This window comes from Flavobacterium quisquiliarum, assembly GCF_019308285.1.
Classification (GTDB): Bacteria; Bacteroidota; Bacteroidia; order Flavobacteriales; family Flavobacteriaceae; genus Flavobacterium; species Flavobacterium quisquiliarum.
In genome coordinates, this window is the sequence record NZ_WWEM01000022.1 from 157,135 (window position 1) to 176,127 (window position 18,993).

General features: G+C 32.4%; 21 protein-coding genes. 9 read left to right on the forward strand and 12 right to left on the reverse strand.

Annotation, left to right across the window (positions count from 1 at the left end; genetic code table 11):
* Positions 1–7 precede the first annotated feature (7 nt).
* The 8 genes from GSY47_RS10720 to GSY47_RS10755 form a co-directional block, all read right to left on the reverse strand.
* Complete coding sequence (locus GSY47_RS10720; RefSeq protein WP_219071258.1) at positions 8–397, reverse strand: GxxExxY protein; 390 nt, start codon at positions 395–397, stop codon at positions 8–10.
* Positions 398–504: 107 nt separating this feature from the next.
* Positions 505–1,266, reverse strand: coding sequence for a glutamate 5-kinase (gene proB, locus GSY47_RS10725; RefSeq protein ID WP_179003393.1), 762 nt, complete (start codon positions 1,264–1,266; stop codon positions 505–507).
* A 185-nt stretch (positions 1,267–1,451) separates the two neighbouring features.
* Positions 1,452–2,675: a glutamate-5-semialdehyde dehydrogenase gene (locus GSY47_RS10730; RefSeq protein WP_317197924.1), complete on the reverse strand. Its 1,224-nt coding sequence runs from the start codon at positions 2,673–2,675 to the stop codon at positions 1,452–1,454.
* Positions 2,676–3,004: 329 nt separating this feature from the next.
* Positions 3,005–3,433, reverse strand: coding sequence for a hypothetical protein (locus GSY47_RS10735; protein ID WP_179003392.1), 429 nt, complete (start codon positions 3,431–3,433; stop codon positions 3,005–3,007).
* Positions 3,433–4,572 carry an aspartate aminotransferase family protein gene (locus tag GSY47_RS10740; RefSeq protein WP_179003391.1) on the reverse strand — a complete coding sequence of 380 codons (1,140 nt, stop codon included), beginning with the start codon at positions 4,570–4,572 and terminating at the stop codon, positions 3,433–3,435. The genes GSY47_RS10735 and GSY47_RS10740 overlap by 1 nt, the downstream gene beginning before the upstream one ends.
* A gap of 175 nt (positions 4,573–4,747) precedes the next feature.
* Positions 4,748–5,725 (reverse strand): N-acetyl-gamma-glutamyl-phosphate reductase, encoded by a 978-nt coding sequence (gene argC / locus GSY47_RS10745; protein WP_179003390.1) that lies wholly within the window; start codon positions 5,723–5,725, stop codon positions 4,748–4,750.
* A complete protein-coding gene (locus GSY47_RS10750) occupies positions 5,718–6,911 on the reverse strand; it encodes an argininosuccinate synthase (protein ID WP_109192893.1) in 1,194 nt (397 codons plus the stop codon). Before GSY47_RS10750 ends, argC begins: the two co-directional genes overlap by 8 nt.
* 55 nt (positions 6,912–6,966) lie before the next feature.
* The gene (locus GSY47_RS10755) at positions 6,967–7,614 is read right to left on the reverse strand and encodes a GNAT family N-acetyltransferase (RefSeq protein ID WP_179003389.1); all 648 of its coding nucleotides are present in this window, start codon (positions 7,612–7,614) and stop codon (positions 6,967–6,969) included.
* Between the two features lie 202 nt (positions 7,615–7,816).
* Between GSY47_RS10755 and GSY47_RS10760 the strand changes: the two genes are divergently transcribed.
* Entirely contained in the window at positions 7,817–7,984 is a 168-nt protein-coding gene (locus GSY47_RS10760) for a hypothetical protein (RefSeq protein WP_167398317.1), read from the forward strand.
* A 100-nt stretch (positions 7,985–8,084) separates the two neighbouring features.
* On the opposite strand, the gene GSY47_RS10765 is transcribed toward GSY47_RS10760, so the two are convergent.
* Positions 8,085–10,355, reverse strand: a complete 2,271-nt coding sequence (locus GSY47_RS10765; protein WP_179003388.1) for a M1 family metallopeptidase — start codon at positions 10,353–10,355, stop codon at positions 8,085–8,087.
* 186 nt (positions 10,356–10,541) lie between these two features.
* Between GSY47_RS10765 and GSY47_RS10770 the strand changes: the two genes are divergently transcribed.
* The 3 genes from GSY47_RS10770 (at position 10,542) to GSY47_RS10780 (ending at position 12,628) form a co-directional block, all read left to right on the forward strand.
* A complete protein-coding gene (locus GSY47_RS10770; RefSeq protein ID WP_179003387.1) occupies positions 10,542–11,393 on the forward strand; it encodes an aldose 1-epimerase family protein in 852 nt (283 codons plus the stop codon).
* Between the two features lie 11 nt (positions 11,394–11,404).
* Positions 11,405–11,953 (forward strand): GNAT family N-acetyltransferase, encoded by a 549-nt coding sequence (locus tag GSY47_RS10775; RefSeq protein WP_179003386.1) that lies wholly within the window; start codon positions 11,405–11,407, stop codon positions 11,951–11,953.
* Between the two features lie 120 nt (positions 11,954–12,073).
* Complete coding sequence (locus GSY47_RS10780; RefSeq protein ID WP_179003385.1) at positions 12,074–12,628, forward strand: DUF3575 domain-containing protein; 555 nt, start codon at positions 12,074–12,076, stop codon at positions 12,626–12,628.
* Here GSY47_RS10780 and GSY47_RS10785 read toward each other — a convergent pair.
* Together GSY47_RS10785 and GSY47_RS10790 are read right to left on the reverse strand one after the other, a co-directional pair.
* Positions 12,623–12,844, reverse strand: a complete 222-nt coding sequence (locus tag GSY47_RS10785) for a VF530 family protein (RefSeq protein ID WP_179003384.1) — start codon at positions 12,842–12,844, stop codon at positions 12,623–12,625. The two genes, GSY47_RS10780 and GSY47_RS10785, sit on opposite strands and share 6 nt — an antisense overlap.
* Positions 12,845–12,954: 110 nt before the next feature.
* Positions 12,955–13,593: an outer membrane beta-barrel protein gene (locus GSY47_RS10790; RefSeq protein WP_179003383.1), complete on the reverse strand. Its 639-nt coding sequence runs from the start codon at positions 13,591–13,593 to the stop codon at positions 12,955–12,957.
* Between the two features lie 140 nt (positions 13,594–13,733).
* Between GSY47_RS10790 and smpB the strand changes: the two genes are divergently transcribed.
* From smpB to GSY47_RS10805, 3 genes are all read left to right on the forward strand, one after another.
* A complete protein-coding gene (gene smpB, locus GSY47_RS10795) occupies positions 13,734–14,189 on the forward strand; it encodes an SsrA-binding protein SmpB (RefSeq protein ID WP_179003382.1) in 456 nt (151 codons plus the stop codon).
* Positions 14,190–14,269: 80 nt separating this feature from the next.
* Positions 14,270–14,911, forward strand: a complete 642-nt coding sequence (locus GSY47_RS10800) for a hypothetical protein (RefSeq protein ID WP_179003381.1) — start codon at positions 14,270–14,272, stop codon at positions 14,909–14,911.
* A gap of 84 nt (positions 14,912–14,995) precedes the next feature.
* Entirely contained in the window at positions 14,996–16,045 is a 1,050-nt protein-coding gene (locus GSY47_RS10805; RefSeq protein WP_219071259.1) for a Fic family protein, read from the forward strand.
* Between the two features lie 28 nt (positions 16,046–16,073).
* Here GSY47_RS10805 and GSY47_RS10810 read toward each other — a convergent pair whose 3' ends face one another.
* Positions 16,074–16,715 (reverse strand): protein-L-isoaspartate(D-aspartate) O-methyltransferase, encoded by a 642-nt coding sequence (locus tag GSY47_RS10810; protein ID WP_179003379.1) that lies wholly within the window; start codon positions 16,713–16,715, stop codon positions 16,074–16,076.
* Positions 16,716–17,030: 315 nt separating this feature from the next.
* On the opposite strand from GSY47_RS10810, the gene GSY47_RS10815 reads away from it, so the two are divergent.
* Positions 17,031–17,996 (forward strand): Gfo/Idh/MocA family protein, encoded by a 966-nt coding sequence (locus GSY47_RS10815; protein WP_179003378.1) that lies wholly within the window; start codon positions 17,031–17,033, stop codon positions 17,994–17,996.
* A gap of 87 nt (positions 17,997–18,083) precedes the next feature.
* Positions 18,084–18,971, forward strand: a complete 888-nt coding sequence (locus GSY47_RS10820; RefSeq protein WP_179003377.1) for a 3-hydroxyacyl-CoA dehydrogenase family protein — start codon at positions 18,084–18,086, stop codon at positions 18,969–18,971.
* Positions 18,972–18,993: the final 22 nt, after the last annotated feature.

Sequence of the window (18,993 nt, forward strand, 5' to 3'; positions counted from 1 at the left end):
GGATTTTTTATATTCTTATTTTTCTACTGTTTTCAAATACTTTTCGTCTAAATTCTGGTTTTATTCCAAAATTTAGAAGTAAACCTACTTCACAGTTTGTGCCTTTTAAATAATTTAAAATTTGGTTTTCAAATTCTATTACTATGCAATTAGCCGCTTTTAGTTCTAAAATAATCAAATCTTCAACTACTAAATCGGCATAATATTCTCCAACTTCTATTCCTTTATAATAAACTTTAATTTTCTTTTGAGCCTCCACATACAAACCTTTATTTTTCAATTCCAAATACAAGGAATTTTGGTAAACTCTTTCTAAAAACCCATATCCTAACTCATTATAAACTTCATAAAAAGTTTTAATAATTACTTCTATTAACTCTTGATGCAATAATTTCATAAAAACATATTTGAATGAAATATACTACATAAATTTTAAAACTAAATATAAAATCCGTTTTAATCCGCGTCTTCGCGATAGCGAATCCGTTTCATCCGCGTTCTTTATTACACAATCCTAGTAAAAGGAATTTCGTCTTTTAAAGCCTTTAGAATAAAATTATCATTTAATCCATTCACAATCCAGGTTTCTATATTTGCTGCTTTTGAAATGGCCGCCGCTTCAATTTTGGATTGCATCCCTCCTGTTCCATGTGATGATTTTGAATCGCCGATTTCTTTTTCAAGTGACTTCAAATCATTTACCAATTTTATCGTCTCCGGATTTTCATCGTGAATTGAATTCTTTGTGTAAATTCCATTTGTATTGGTTGCAATGATTAGAATATCAACATTTAATAGAACTGCTGTCAACGCCGCTAATTTATCATTATCTCCAAATCGAATCTCATCTGTAGCAACGGTATCATTTTCATTGATAATCGGAATGTAATTGTTTTTAACTAATACATTAATGGTATTTACAATGTTCTTTTTGGTCTGCTCTTTTTCGAAATCAGAATAAGAAAGTAAACACTGCGAGGTATTTAATCCTAAATCTTTAAAATTTTCATTGTAAATCCGCATTAAATGAGGCTGTCCGATTGAAGCTAAAGCCTGTTTTACAAAAACATCTTTATCCTGATTATCCAGTTTTACAAATTGCTTTGCTGCCGCAATTGCTCCTGAACTCACTATGATAAATTCATATTCATCGTTTAAAGCTGCAATCTGTATTCCGAGGTCTTCAATCTTTCCCCGCGAAATATGATTGGTTTCTTTGGTTAAAGTATTACTTCCTATTTTTAATAAAATCCGTTTTTTTGCCATGTCTTTTGTTTTTGCCACGAAGGCGCTAAGGCACTAAGTTATTTTTAACGCAAAGGGCGCAAGGTTTTTTTTATTTTGTTTGTGTTTACAAACGCTAAGTTCGCAAAGCTTTATCTATAATTAAATTCCAATAAATAAATTCCAAATTCCAATAATCTAAAATCTGAACTCTAAAATCTAAAATTCTAACGTATTTGTCCTTCTCCGTAAACGTACCATTTATTGGTAACTAAATGCTGTAAACCAATTGGTCCTCTTTGATGCAATTTATCAGTACTTATCGCTAATTCTCCGCCTAGCCCAAATTGTCCACCGTCTGTAAAACGGGTAGATGCATTTTGGTAAACTGCTGCAGCATCTATTGATTCCATAAATTGCTGTGCAACATTGTTATCTCTTGTAATAATTGCGGCTGAATGTCCTCCGCAGTATTTATTAATCATATCAATGGCATGCTCTTGGGAATCGATTGTTCCGATTACGATTTTGTAATCTAGAAATTCTTCGTACCAAATATCTTCGTTTTGTAACGTTTTGGTATTTTCAAAATTTGCTAAAGATTGATCTACAATAACTTCAACTTTTGCTTCAATTAAGGCTTCAATTAACATTGCTGTGAAACCTTCAAAATTTGGAAGTTTTGAATCAATTAAAACTTTATCTAAAGCATTACAAGCTGAAATTTTAGCAGTCTTAGCATTTAAAATTACTTTTAAAGCCAAATCAGTATCTGCTTTTTCATGAACGTAAACAAAATTATTCCCTCGTCCGCTTACAATTACGGGACACGTTGCGTGTGCTTTTACAAACTCAATTAATTTTTCTCCGCCTCTTGGAACTATTAAATCGACTTTTTGAGTTGGTTTTTCTAAAAAAGCCTGAGTTTCAGTTCGGTTGTAATTCAGATACTCTACCCAGTCTTTTGAAACTCCGTTTTCTTCTAAAGCTTTATGCCAAAGATTTACGATTTTTAAGTTTGATTTTAAAGACTCTTTTCCTCCCTTTAATAAAATTTTATTTCCGGATTTAAAGGCAATTCCGCCCGCTTCGATGGTAACATCGGGACGAGATTCGTAAATAATTAAAATCGTTCCGAAAGCAGCCGTTTTATTTATAACTTTTATTCCATTATCATGAGTAAAATGAAAACGCTCAACGCCAACGGGATCTTCCTGTGAAGCTAATTGGTTTAATGATAAAATCATTTCGTCGACTTTTTTATCATCTACTTTTAAGCGTTCTTCCATCGCTAAATCTGAGCCGTCGTAATCGGCAAGATCTTCCTGATTTGTTAGGATTATCTCATTCCGCTCTTGCTCGACCAGCTTTGCCATGGTCCGCAGAACGAGATTGCGTTTTTCAATTGATAATGGATTCATAATTTGTAGTTGGTTGTTTTTTGGTTGTATATTAGAATCTAAATTGTGCCGATAAATAAAAAACAGCTAATAAAACTCCATAATAGAGTAAAATATTTGTTACAATCCACACTCTTTGTTTCATATTACTATCTGACGAAAAATAAATTTTAAAAATCTGTATAATTAATATTATAACTGAAGCTAAACCAATCAAAAAATATATAAAAAAGAGAATTTCATTTATCTGCTCTATGTATTTCCAAATTTCAAATTGGTTTTGCAAATTCGAAATAAAAAAAGCCCAAATTATAATAAACAAATAAGCTATTGATTGAAACTTGAATAACGAATCTAAAATTAAAAAGCTCTTCTTCATTTTATTTCATTTTAAATGCAGAAACCAATTTGCTTCCTTTTATTTCATAAGTAAATACTAAAGAATCGTAGCATTTACAATCTATTTCCTTCTTAATTAAAGAAGCATATTTTTCAATTTTTTCTCTAACAAAAGAATCACTTTTGACTTCAGAAATCTCAATCTCAAAATTTGCTAAAGAGTCTAGTTTTTTATTTTCACAATCTCTAAAATACCAGACACTTGCTTCATTTTTATAAGTATCAATTTCTACATTTTCGTATTTATTGATCTCATTTTGCATTTTTTGCAACACTTTTTCAAGTTTTGCAGAAGGAATATATTCAGGATACCTTCTCATTCCCCATAAAAATGGATTCAGGAAAAGGAACATTGGCAATAAAACGCTTATTACCAATATACCTCCAAAAATATTTTTCAATAACTTCATTAATTTTGAAGTTCTTCTAAACTTTCTTTTAAAGCTTTTACAAACGTATCTATATCTGCTTTTTTCACTGTTAAAGGCGGTAAAATTCTTAATAGATTTTTATTGTTGGCGCTTCCTGTAAAAATGTGTTTTTCGATGATTAATTTCTTTCTTAAAGCCGCTACATCAAAATCAAATTCAACTCCAAGCATTAAGCCTTTTCCTTTTACTTGTTTGATTCCGTCAACTTCTTTTATTTTTTCTAAGAAATATTCATAAACTTCGTTTACATTTTTTTGTAAATCCAGTTTTTCAATTACATCTAAAACTGCAATTCCTGCTGCACAAGACAAATGACTTCCGCCGAAAGTAGTTCCTAATAATCCGAAACTTGCTTCAAATTTTGGAGAAATTAAAATGGCTCCAACTGGAAATCCGTTCCCCATTCCTTTTGCAACGGAGATAATATCAGCGTTGATTCCGTGGTGTTGAAACGCGAAGAATTTTCCGCTTCTTCCGTAACCAGATTGTACTTCATCTAAAATCAAAACAACATCGTGTTTTTTACATGCTTTTTCTAAAGCCTGGAAAAATTCGGTTGTTCCTTGGTCTAAACCTCCAACTCCTTGAATTCCTTCAATAATTACTGCTGTAACATCGCCTTTCGCTAATTCTGCTTCAACTAATTCGATTTGGTTTAGAGGTAAAAAAGTAACTACTTGCTGTGCATTAATTGGCGCAACAATTTTCTTGTTATCTGTAACTGCAACAGCTGCAGAAGTTCTTCCGTGGAAAGAATTATCAAAAGCTACAACTCTTGATTTTCCATTGTGGAAAGAAGCTAATTTTAGAGCATTTTCGTTGGCCTCAGCACCAGAACTGCATAAAAATAATTCGTAATCTTCTAATCCAGAAAGTTTTCCTAATTTCTGAGCCAATTCAACCTGCAAAGGATTCTGAATAGCATTCGAATAAAATCCTAAATTATCTAATTGATTTTTAAGTTTTGCTACATAATCCGGTTGCGTGTGTCCGATAGAAATCACACCATGTCCGCTGTATAAATCTAAATATTCTACTCCTTTGTCGTCAATGATTGTACAATCTACTGCTTTTACTGGAGTTATATCGTATAATGGGTAAACGTTGAATAAGTTCATTTTCTTTTTAAGTTAAAAGGTTATTTGTTAGGAGTTAAGAGTTATCGTGCAGACTTTAAACTGCTTTTAACTTTTTAACTCTGAAAAAAGTTATTTATATAGGAGTTAGAAGTTTTTAAATATAAGCAGTTATATAACGCTTAACCCATAACTTATAACTCATAACTTTTTTAAATTAAAATCCGCTTGGTTTCAAATGTAAACCTGTGGTTTCTTCTAAACCGAACATTAAATTCATGTTTTGAATTGCTTGTCCTGAAGCACCTTTGGTTAAGTTATCGATAATTGATGTTATGAGAACCCGGTTTCCTTTTTTCAATAAACTGATGATACATTTATTCGTTTGCACCACTTGTTTCATGTTGATGTTTGTTGTGGTAATGGTTACGAAAGGTTGATCTTTATAGAAATCTTCGTATTTAGCAACCAATTGATCCAAACTATCATCACATAATGTATATAAGGTTGCAAAAATTCCTCTTGGGAAATCTCCTCTGTTCGGAATAAAAAGCAATTCGCTATCAAAATCATCTTGAAGTTGCACCAAACTTTCTCCAATTTCTCCCAAATGTTGGTGCTCAAAAGCTTTATAATGTGACATATTATTATTTCTCCAACTGAAATGAGAAGTTTCAGAAAGACTTACTCCTGCTCCTGTACTTCCGGTTGTTGCATTAATATGAACATCATTAATTAACAAATTATGTTCTGCTAAAGGTAATAAAGCCAACTGAATAGCAGTTGCAAAACAGCCTGGATTTGCGATATAATTCGCTTTTTTTATTTCGGCTTTATTGATTTCAGGCAAACCGTAAACAAAATCTTTTCCTTCAAAATGAGCATCCTTATTCAATCTGAAATCATTTCCTAAATCAATGATTTTAGTATGACTTGCAAACTGATTTTCTTTCAAAAATGAAATCGATTTTCCGTGACCCAAGCACAAGAAAACAACATTTACATTTGGATTGATTTCATCAGTAAAATTCATTTCGATATCGCCCATCAAATCGTGGTGCGCTACAGAAAGCGGTTTCCCAGCGTTTGTTGTACTGTAAACAAAATCAATGTTTACTTTTGGGTGATACATTAAAATTCTGATGAGTTCTCCGGCTGTGTAGCCCGAACCACCAATAATTCCGACATTAATCATGATCTAATTTGTTTACAGATGAGAATATGTTTTGTGCATTTCCTAAAATCTTGATAAATCCTTTTGCATCGTCAGATGTCCAAGCATTGTTCATTTCTCCGTATTGACCAAAACCTGTGTTCATTAAATCGTTTTCAGATTCGATTCCGTCAAGTGAGAAATGGTATGGTTTTAATGAAACTGTTACGGTTCCATTTACTGTTTTTTGTGTGTCTTGCAAGAAAGTTTCGATGTTTCTCATTACTGGATCTAAGAACTGACCTTCGTGGAATAACATTCCGTACCAGTTTCCTAATTGCTCTTTCCAGTATTGTTGCCATTTTCCAAGAGTGTGTTTCTCTAACAAATGGTGCGCTTTAATGATAATTAATGGCGCAGCAGCTTCAAAACCAACTCTTCCTTTAATTCCGATAATAGTATCTCCAACGTGAATATCTCTACCAATTGCATAAGCACTTGCCAATTTTTCAAGAGCCACGATATTATTTGATGGTTTATCAGTTTTTCCGTTTAAACCAACTAATTCTCCTTGTTCAAAATGAAGTGTTACTTTTTCTTCTCCTTCTTTTTGTAATTGCGAAGGATAAGCTTCACTTGGCAATGGCTGTCCTGAAGTTAAAGTTTCTTTTCCACCAACACTTGTTCCCCAAAGTCCTTTATTGATAGAATATTGTGCTTTTTCCCAAGAATAGTGAACTCCGTTTTGAGCTAAATAATCAACTTCTTCTTGTCTTGACAATTTCAAATCTCTAATTGGCGTAATAATTTCGATTTCTGGAGCAATAGTTTGGAAAATCAAGTCGAAACGAATTTGATCATTTCCTGCACCAGTACTTCCGTGAGCGATTGCAGTTGCTCCTACTTTTTTTGCATATTTTATAGCTTCAATTGCCTGAAAAACACGCTCTGCACTTACTGATAATGGATAAGTATTGTTTTTTAACACGTTTCCGAAAATCAAATATTTTATAGCTTTATCGTAATATTTATCTAAAATTGTTAAGTTGGCGTGTTGTGCGCTTCCTAACTCATAAGCTCTTTTTTCAATAGCTGTTAATTCTTCAGCAGAAAATCCTCCTGTATCTACAAGAACAGTGTGAACTTCGTATCCTTTTTCATTTTTTAAATATTTCAAACAATACGAGGTATCTAATCCTCCGCTATAAGCTAATACTACTTTTTTCATTTTTTATAATTTAGGCTAATACTTTCGTATGTAGCAGTTTGAGATTTCTTTTTGATTAAATTTTGAATAAAAAAATAAATGACAATATTTTATTTAAGAATAAAGCCTGTTTGATTTTTTTAAGTCTGCTTAAAACAGCCTCATTAAAAGGATGTCTTGGCGGTGTTTTTTGTTTTTCTTTTGGGTCGTATAACATTCCGGTGCAAAGACACATTTTGTTTTGTTTGCTTTGTAGGATTTCAAAATTGGTACAAGTTTTACAGCCTGCCCAGAAACTTGGATCGGTTGTCAATTCTGAGAATGGAACTGGTTTATAACCTAAATCAGAGTTAATTTTCATTACAGCCAAACCAGTTGTAATTCCAAATATTTTAGCATCTGGATATCTCTTCAAAGAATAATCAAAAACTTTCGATTTTATCTTTTTTGCCAATCCTAAACTTCTATAGTCAGGATGTACAATTAATCCCGAATGCGCCACGAATTTTCCGTGTTCCCAGCTTTCGATATAACAAAAACCTGCAAATTTTCCATCAGCCAGAGCAATCATCGCATCACCATTCGACATTTTTTTCTGAATATACTCAGGAGTTCTTTTAGCAATCCCCGTACCTCTTAACAAGGCAGATGATTCTATCGTATCGCAAATTTCTTGTGCGAATTTGAAGTGTTCTTCCTGGGTAACAACAATAGAGATCTTCATTTCAATAATTGAAGTTTAGTGTTAAAAATAAAAGCATATTGTTTCGTTTGAAATCCAGAATTGAATCCAATAAAATTAAGCAAAATAGAAGTAACATTCTCAAAATCAAAAACTTGATCAAGAAAATTTACAAAATAATAAATACTTTTAGGATATGTTTGTCCTATGGACAAATTATGTGATTTCAAAATGAAAAATGGATATGAATAAATATACGGCTATAAAACTCAGTGAACACTATAGAGCTAGTGTCCGTACTTCGGGAGAAGTAATCGGTGAGTTTGTCCGTGACAAAGAAGTTATATGTAAACTTATTTTATTCATCGGTGCAAAAGTACATCTTTTTTTTATTTACAAAACAAAAAATTAAAATTCTAACATTTTTTTTGCGTTTTGTTAATCTCTATAAAAAACAAAACCCGATAATTATGATTAATTATCGGGTTATAAGCAATTTATATTTTAAAATTTTACTTCTTTGTAAAAGGAATTACCTGATTATTTCCTAAAATAATCATATCAAAACCTGTTTTTGCTTCGTTAAATTTAAATTTCAATCCTGCTCTTTGTGATTCAAATGTATCTTTTTCACCCGTAACAGGAGACAAAGAGAATTTAGGATAGTTTGGAAGTTCTGCACTCAAAACGCTATTTTTCTCTGTCATTTCAATAGTCAAAGGAGATTTCGAAGTAACATAATTACCTAAATATGCATCTAAAATAATATCTTTTTCCAATTTGCTTTTTCCAGCTGTCCAAACATTATTAGACTCATTATTATCTGGGAAAGCATTATCTGGATCCAAAGTGATGCTCGTAATTTCTTCTGTAGAATTATGTTTGAAAGACCAGCTGTTATTACGCTGCCAAATTTCTACAGGAAGATTAACTCTTGTTACTTTTCCGCTTTTTGTTTTAACATCTAAGACAATCGGCATTGGCATTTTATCAAAATTCTCTACTGTAATTATAGCTCCTTTTGCTGGATCATTTTTTACATACATAACAGAATTGATTCCTTGATCAAATCGCCAGTTGTTTACATACCAACTTCTCCAAAACCAGCTTAAATCTTCTCCAGCCACATTTTCCATAGATCTAAAGAAATCATCTGGTTGTGGATGTTTGTAAGCCCAACGATTAATGTAAGTTCTGAAAGCAGTATCAAAACGCTCTTTTCCTAAAATCTGTTCTCTTAAAATAATTAATCCAGCACTTGGCTTAAAGTAGCATAACATTCCAATATTAGCCTCTTTCATATTATCTGGAGAACTCATAATTGTTTCTAGATCAGGACGGGTAAAAGATTCTGCTTCTTCATGTAAATTAGCAGCAGGCTCTTTGTACTCACCATTATTAAAAGCAGCAGTACTTAATGAGTTGATAAAAGTATTAAAACCTTCATCCATCCATCCAAATAATCTTTCGTTTGAACCTACAATCATTGGGAACCAAATGTGGCCAAATTCGTGATCTGTAACTCCCCATAAATCTGCTCCTTTAGATTTCCATCCGCAGAAAACGATTCCTGGATATTCCATTCCTCCTTCATTTCCTGCAACGTTTGTCGCCGCTGGATAAGGATATTCGAACCATTGTTTAGAATAATGTTCGATAGAAGCTTTTACATATTCTGTAGAACGCCCATAACCATCTCTTCCTGCACTTTCAACTGGATAAGCAGATAATGCTAACGATTTTTTACCACTTGGAAGATTAATCTTAGCTCCATCTAAGATAAAGGCAGGAGATGATGCCCAAGAAAAATCACGTGCGTTTTTAATTTTATAATGCCAAGTTTTTTCTGTTCCAGCGTTTGCATTTGCCGTTGCAGCAACCTCTTCAGCAGAACGAATTGTTATTGTCTGATCACTATTAGATGCGTCTTTGTATTTCTTTAATTGATCTGCAGAAAATACTTCCTGACCATTAATCAATTCTCCAGAAGCTACCACATAATGATTTCCAGGAACGGTCAATTTCACATCAAAATCTCCATATTCTAAGTAAAACTCAGAAGCTCCTAAATACGGAGCTGTATTCCAACCTCTTACATCGTCATACACACACATACGTGGGTACCATTGTGCAATTGTAAAGATTTTTCCGTTTTTAGTTTCCAAAACTCCCATCCTGTCTGATCCTTCAAAAGGAGCAATGAATGAAAATTCGATTTTAATTTTTACAGAACCTCCTTTTGCTGCCAACTCTTGTGGAAGAAAAACCTGCATTCTGGTATCTGTAACAACATATTTTGCTTCAACTTCTGTTTTATTTTTTCCTCCAGAAATTACTTTTACTGATTTAATTTTATTTCCACCATCAAAAACTTGACCTTGAGCTCCGTTACGGCTTCCTGTTAATGGTACAACAGCGTTTCCTCTAGAATCTTCCTTAAATAAATTCTGATCTAAATTCAGCCATAAAAAACCTAATTTATCTGGACTATTATTAGTGTATGTAATTTCATCTGTCCCTACAATCTCATTTGTAGTTCCGTTTAATTTTGCTGTGATTTGGTAATCAGCTCTGTTCTGCCAGTATTCAATTCCGGGCTGACCGCTCGCTGTACGTGTAGATGTTCCGTTTTTGGTGTAAAAATGTGGACCAAACGCATCATGATAATTATAATTATTAACTGGATTTACTACTGTTGCTGACGGAGTTTGCTGCGCCCACATAGATGAAATCCCAAAAAATAAAGCCGCGGTTAAAATGGCTTTTGCACATTGCTTTTTCATATTTTTTAGCTGTTTATGTAGCAAATTAATGAAAAAAAAAGCTATTGACAGAGAAATTTCCAAACATATATTCAATTTTAGCAAAATTTTATTAATAAAATAATTTGGTTCATTTTCTAAGAAAACTAAATTTTATAAAATATATTTACATCACCTTAAAAAAACAATCATTTTATACTTGATATTTTGACTACAACTATTTCAAATTCAAAACTAAGCGCTTCCATCAAACATGCAGGAGCTGAGCTTTTTTCCATAAAAGACAATCAAAACAACGAATATATCTGGGAAGGGAATCCAGATTTTTGGGGCAAACACTCTCCTGTTCTTTTTCCTATTGTTGGGACATTAAAAAATAACACTTACATTATTAAGGAAAAAGAATATCAATTGCCAAGACATGGTTTTGCTCGCGATATGGAGTTTGAATTGATAGAAAAGACTGAAAACAAAGCTATTTTCTCTCTAAAGTCTTCTGAAGAAACCTTAAAAAAATATCCTTTCGAATTTGAATTACAGCTTATTTATACACTTACTGAAAATTCTTTGAATTTAGAATATAAAATCACCAATAACAGTAACGAAAAAATGCCTTTTTCAATTGGTGCACATCCTGCAATTGCATTGCCAGGTAATTTTGAAGATTATGCTCTTCAATTTGAAAAAGAAGAAGAACTTAAATATTACTTGCTTGAAAATGATTTAATTTCATCTAAGACTAAAGTTTTAAAAACAGTAAACAATGAAGTCTCTTTAAATTATGATCTTTTTAAGAATGATGCTTTAATTTTCAAAACATTAGATTCAAAATCATTGAACATTTTAAAGAATTCAAAACCATATGTAAAAGTTGACTATAAAGATTTTCCGAGTTTAGGTATATGGACAAAAGAAAATGCACCTTTTATTTGTATCGAACCTTGGTTAGGCTATTCTGATACTGATGAGAATACAGGAGATTTATATAAAAAAGAAGGTATTTTGATTTTAGACGAAAACAAAAAAATCTCCGTAAAATTTAGTATAACAATATTATAATACAGTTTAGTATGTTAGAATTTGATTTTTCATCTTTTCCAATTATCGAAACGGAACGCCTGTTGCTAAATAGAATTACAGAAGAAGATGTAAACGAAATTTTCGCCTTACGTTCTAATCCTGAGATAATGAGATATATTCCGAGACCTTTAGCCAAAAACACGGATGATGCATTGGAACATATTAGAATCATCAAAGAGACAATTGAAACCAATAAAGGAATCAACTGGGCAATAAGACTTAAAGATGATTCAAAATTATTTGGTTTCATAGGATTTTACAGATTACAGCCAGAAAATTATAGAGCCGAAATTGGCTATATGATTTTGCCTGAATTCCATGGAAAAGGATTTGTTCCTGAAGCAGTAAAACGACTTGTAAAATATGGCTTTGAAGATTTAAAACTACATTCTATTGAAGCCGTAATTGATCCTGAAAATTATGCTTCTGAAAAAGTTTTGCAAAAATGTGGTTTTGTTAAAGAAGCCCATTTTAAAGAATCTGATTTCTATGATGGTAAATTTCTAGACAAAGTAATCTACTCATTGTTAGACAACTAAATACAGCCTTCAATTCTGACAAAAAATAATCTTGTTAAAACTAGGTTAATCAGCAATAGTAACGATTTACTTACGTTATATTTGTGCCGAAAAAATTATTCTCTGCGATTAAAAAATACCATGAAAAAATTATTTGCCCTTATTGTTCTTCTTCTATCAATTCAATTACAAAGCCAGACTTTTATCAAATTCAATGGAGCAACTGCTTTACTTGCAATACCAAATATTGGAATTGAAACTAGCATTGGAGAAAAGACAACCTTTAGCGCAGATGTGATGGCTTCTTTTTGGGAATCATTTAACGGCAATCATCCAATGAAATTCATCACTGTAACTCCAGAAGTTCGTTACCACTTTAAAGAAAAATACAACGGATTCTATGTTGGAGCACATATAGGTGCTGACAAATATGAATTACAAAAATGGAATTACTGGGATACAAATCAATACGAAGATGGTTTTGGTTACAGAATTGGAGCTACAGTAGGTTACAACTTAAAACTAAACGATAAATTCGTACTTGACTTTTTTGTTGGAGGCGGTTGGCACCAAGGATTCTATCACGGTTACTACAACGACGGAACTCCAGGCAGATATGAAAAAGCACCTAATTATAATAAAAGCGGTGAATGGCTTCCATATCGTGGAGGAGTTATGATTTCATATAAATTATAACTTAGGAAGTGTCTTAATATAAAGCTCTTCCACTTTTTTTCTCGCCCAATCTGTTTTTCTTAAAAAAGTTAGACTAGATTTTACACTTGGATTGGAATTGAAACATTTAACTGGAATTAATTCTCCTAAAGTATCAAAACCATAATAATCTACTAAGGATTCTACAATTTTTTGAAGCGTTATTCCGTGTAAAGGATCTTTAGATTGATTTTGCATTTTATTATTCTTTTTAAATTATATCAAAAAGACCGTACTGTAAAAAAGTACGGTCTTTTCTTTTGCAAAATTACTAAATTGAATTTTACAGTAATCAAATAAAGAATAAATTAGAATACGAATTTGAATCCGACAGAAACGGGTGAAGTTAGATTAGGATTACTTCCAGCTAAAGCAGTATTGTAAAACGGATCTACATTGGCTACATGCGCCAAACCAAAATTAGTTACCGTGGTTTTGTCTCCAGTTTTAGGATCGATTGTAGTTGATGTGAAATTAGCTAAGTCATAAGAAAACTCAACAGAGAAATTTTTAGTTACAAAATAATCAAATCCTCCTGACATAGAAACGCCAATTTGATTTACTTTTAGTTCACTTTCTTTTTCTTTTCCTGAAATAATAGGCACAGCTAATTGACCAAAGAAATAAAGTGAACCAGCAACATTCCAGTATTTTCTAACTAATGGTTGTGCTACAATTAAATCTGTTTTTGCCGCTGTTCCTGCATCAGAATCAGCTTTTACATTGATATATCCTACAGCTGCTCCAACTGCAACAGATGGTGTTACAAATGTTCCAACAATTGGCAATACAGATAAAGTGGTATTTTTAGCATCTGCCGTTTTTGTTTGTTGATAACCAAATTGAGAAGTTACAAACCAAGCACCTTTTAAACCTTGACTTGACTCTTGAGCCTTTGCTGATAAACTAATTAGTACGATACTCACTAACGTTACAATTTTTTTCATTATTAAATTTGTTTTTGAAATTATGAGACAAACTTAAAAGGAAGCATTTTTGCTGTGGATGATTAAAATCATAGATTAGAATAAAACTTTAATTATCTTAGCCGGCGTAAGTTTTTCAATTTTGTCTTACATTTGCACACATGTTAAAATCAGTCAATATATTAAATAAAAGAGCCCGATTTGATTATGAAATAATCGAGACCTATACTGCAGGAATTGTTCTAGCAGGTACCGAAATCAAATCTATACGTTTAGGAAAAGCCAATATCACAGAAAGCTTTTGCGAATTCAGTGGCATGGAACTTTTTGCAATTAATACTTATATCGAAGAATATTCTTTTGGAAATCAATTCAACCATAAATCCAGAAGTGAGCGAAAATTACTTTTGAATAAAAAAGAATTAAAAACACTTCATAAAAATGTGCAGGCAAAAGGACTTACTATTGTTCCTCTGAAATTATTTACCAATGAAAAAGGTTTAGCAAAATTGCAGATTGGTCTTTGCAGAGGAAAGAAAAACTATGATAAGAGAGAGTCTTTAAAAGAACAAGATACCAAACGAGATTTAGATCGTATTAAAAAAGCTTTTAATTAAAAGCTTTTTTATTTTACACAAACCCCTAATTATTAATATTTTATCGTTATTTTTACTTATAACCAATTTAACTGTAAAATATGAAAAAGTCTTTACTCTTATTTTTTGTTGTAGTTATATTTTCAAGTTGCGGCAGTAATACTTCAATTGTAAACAGCTGGAGAGATCCAAAAATTACTGTTGCTCAGGAAAATTTTAAAAAGGTTTTAGTTGTTGCTTTAGTCAAAGATGAAGCATCCAGAAGAGTTACAGAAAATAGGATCGCCGCTGGTAATCCCATTTTTAAAACTTCTTATCAATACTTAAACGAAACCACCAAAGATCTTACAAAAGAACAAAAATTGAAAATTCTTCAAGATGAAAATTTTGACGGAGTTATAACTATGAGACTTGTGAGCAAAGAAAAGGAAACAACTTATGTTCCTGGAACTTACACCGGAATGTATTACGGAGGTTTCGACGGAATGTACACTGGAATGTACGGTTATGGTTTTGGAAATTGGTATGGCATGTATTCTCCAAACTTTTACGATCCGGGTTATTATCAGGAAACTACATCTTATATGGTGGAAACGAATATCTTTTCATTAAAGGAAAACAAACTGATTTGGACGGGAACCACAGAATCACAATACGTAACAGATTTAGGACAAACAGTAGATGCTATTATGCAGGCTGTAGTAAAAGAAATGAGAAAAGACGGTTCTTTACCTCCAAAATAAAATCCAAAAAAGCAACATTTAATTTGTTGCTTTTTTTACATCATAAAAATTGACTAAATTTGTCAAGACAAAATTTTTCATTAAATGAAATCACTTCTAAAAAATGCTAGGGAGCAAAAAGGTTTAAAAACTCGTGAATTAGCACAACTTGCGGATATTGATCAAGCTTTAATTAGTAAATTTGAATCGGGAACCAGAAAACCCACCAAAGAACAGGTTATTAAGCTGTCTCAGCTTTTAGAAATTGATTATGAAACTTTAATGATTGCGTGGCTCAAGGAAAAGATTCTTTATGAAATTGGTCATGAAGAATTTGCTTTGAAAGCTTTAAAAGTTGCTGAAGATGAAATCAAATACAACAAAACAGTTTCAAATCTTAAATTATCTACTTCTTTAGAGAAAATCCTAAAAGAAATTGATGCCTTAAAAGAAAAATTAGATTCTTATCGTCAGTATGACAGCTTTAAAATAAAACAGGCCTTAGAATTAGAATATACTTTTGAAAGCAATAGAATTGAAGGTAATACAATGACACTTCGTGAAACAGATATGGTCATCAATGAAGGTTTGACAATTTCTGGGAAAAGCATGCGGGAACATCTTGAAGCTATAAATCATCAGGAAGCAATTGGTTTTATTAAAGATTTAATGAATAAAAACAACTCTTTAAACGAACGAGATCTTTTATCTATTCATAATCTAATTTTACGAGGAATTATTCCGGAAGATGCCGGACGTTACAGAAAAGTTCAGGTTATGATTCAGGGAAGCAGTCACATGCCTCCACAACCTTTAATCGTTCCGCAGGAAATGGATGAATATTTTGTTTGGTATGAAATCAATAAAAATAAACTACATCCAATTATTTTAGCGGCAGAAATGCACGAGCGCTTAGCGACAATTCATCCTTTTATTGATGGAAACGGAAGAACTTCACGATTAATTATGAATTTAATTTTAATGCAAAAAGGCTATCCTATTGCAAATATTAAAGGTGATTACGAAACTCGTATGCAATATTACCAGTCTTTAGAAATTGCTCAAACTAAAAAAGACAAAGAAGATTTTTTTCTGTTTATCGCTCAAAAAGAAAAAGAAAGTCTGGAAAGATATATTTCAGTTCTTACCCAATAAAAAAGCCCGTTTAAAACGGGCTTTCTCATTAATTTTTATCTTCCAACAAAGGAACAAATCGAAACTCTCCAAACTCATGTTTTTCGAATTGCGTTTCGTTCTTTCTAATTAGTAAAGTCATAATCTGAACATCTTCTCCCAAAGGAATAACAAGCCTTCCTCCTATTTTCAGCTGAGCCATTAATGGCTGCGGAATAAACGGTGCACCTGCTGTAACTATAATACTGTCAAAAGGCGCAAAATTTGGTAATCCTTTATAACCGTCTCCAAAAGAAACATGTTTTGGACGGATATTTAATTTTGGAAACAAAATAGAAGTCTGTTTAAACAATTCTTTTTGTCTCTCTACTGTATAAACTTTTGCTCCAAGATGAAACAAAACCGCTGTCTGATATCCGGAACCTGTTCCAATTTCCAAAACTTTATGTTCTTTCTGCACTTCTAACAACTGAGATTGAAATGCAACAGTGTAAGGCTGCGAAATAGTTTGGCCTGCGCCAATAGGAAAAGCCTTATCCTGATAAGCGAAATCTTCAAAACTAGAATTCAAAAAAAGGTGTCTTGGGATTTTTTTTATCGCATCCAGAACTGCTTTATCAGTAATTCCTTTTTGCTCTAAAGTGGTTACTAATTGATTACGAAGTCCTTGATGTTTGGCAGTGTCTTTCAAAATGGGTAGGTTTTATTTTCGCAAAAATAAGAAAGAAAACAGGATTTCAAATATTGATTTTTAAATAATAAAAATGTAAAGTCAAAAGTCGAAAACAAAAGCCATTATTTATCAGACCGAGCATAGTCGAAGTCCTTTTCCTAACCACGGCTCTTAAACTTCGTTCAGGCTGAAAAAACTACAAAATGAAAGAAGCAACCAACAACAAACAATAAACGACCAACAACCAATAACTCACAACCAACAACTCACAATTACCTAAATTCATTTTCACGGTAAACAAATAAATTATATTTTTGTTTAAAATACATTCTCATGTTAAAAGTAGGAGTTTTAGGTGCTGGTCATCTTGGTAAAATACATTTACGCTTATTACAACAATCTGACAAATACGAATTAGTTGGATTTTACGACGAAAATCAAGAAAATGCCGAAAGAATCTCAAAAGAATTTGGCTATAAAAATTTCAGCACAATTGCAAAACTTATTCACGCTGTCGACGTGATTGACATTGTTACTCCTACGCTTTCGCACTACAAATGCGCCAAAGTTGCCATCAAATCAGGAAAACATATCTTTATTGAAAAACCAATCGCCAATACGGTTGAAGAAGCTGAAGAAATTATTGCTTTAGCAAATGAATACAACGTAAAAGGACAAGTAGGTCACGTAGAGCGTTTTAACCCAGCTTTTATAGCCACAAAAGAAATGATTGAAAACCCGATGTTTATAGAAACACATCGTTTGGCAGAGTTTAATCCGCGTGGTACTGATGTTCCTGTGGTTTTGGATTTAATGATTCATGATATTGATGCGATTTTAAGTGTTGTCAACTCAAAGGTGAAAAACATAAACGCTAGTGGTGTTTCAGTTATCAGTGAAACTCCAGATATTGCAAATGCCAGAATCGAATTTGAAAATGGCTGTGTCGCTAATTTAACTGCCAGCAGAATTTCACTGAAAAACATGCGTAAATCACGTTTCTTTCAAAAAGATGCTTATATTTCAGTTGACTTTTTAGAAAAAAAATGCGAAGTAGTTCGCATGAAAGATGCACCAGAAGTTCCCGGAGATTTTGATATGATTTTGCAGAATGCAGAAGGCGTTAAAAAACAAATCTATTTCACTAATCCAGATGTAGAACAAAATAATGCAATCTTAGACGAGTTAAATTCGTTTGCCGATGCAATAAACAACAATACAACTCCAGTTGTAACACTTGAACAAGCAACAGACGCATTGCGTGTAGCATACCAAATTATTGAGTGCTTCGATAAATAATTAGAAAAAAAACAAAATAATTAGCCACGAATTCACGAATTAATTGGTGATTTCGTGGCTAAATCATAAAAAAATATCTAGAAAAAAATGAAAACAATAGCTGTAATTGGTGCAGGAACAATGGGTAACGGAATTGCTCATACCTTTGCACAAAGCGGTTTTACCGTAAAATTAATCGACGTTTCAGAAAAATCATTAGATAAAGGAATGGCAACTATTGCAGGCAATTTAGAACGTATGCTTGCAAAAGGAACAATTACCCAAGAAGATGTTGCTAAAACAATTACCAATATTATAACGTATACTGATATTAAAGATGGAGTTGTTGGTGTAGATTTAGTTGTCGAAGCAGCAACAGAAAATGTAGAATTAAAACTGAACATTTTCAAACAATTAAACGAATACTGTTCTCATAATACGATTTTAGCTACCAACACTTCTTCAATCTCCATTACGCAAATTGGAGCTGTTGTAGCACATCCTGAGCGCGTTATCGGAATGCACTTTATGAATCCGGTGCCGATTATGAAATTGGTTGAAATCATTCGCGGATACAATACAAGTGACGAAGTAACGAAAATCATCATGGATTTATCTGAAAAATTAGGTAAAGTTCCTGTTGAAGTAAACGATTATCCAGGTTTCGTAGCAAACAGAATTTTAATGCCGATGCTAAACGAAGCAATCGAAACGTTATACAATGGTGTTGCTGGAGTTTACGAAATTGATACGGTTATGAAATTAGGAATGGGACACCCAATGGGACCATTACAATTAGCTGATTTTATTGGACTTGATGTTTGTCTTGCCATTCTAAATGTAATGTACGACGGATTCAAAAACCCAAAATATGCTCCTTGCCCACTTTTAGTAAATATGGTTAGAGCTGGAAAATTGGGAGTAAAATCCGGCGAAGGTTTTTATGATTATAGCGAAAGCAAAAAGGCAGAGAAAATTTCGAAGCAGTTTATTTAGTATTTCCGCTTCCAAAGTATAA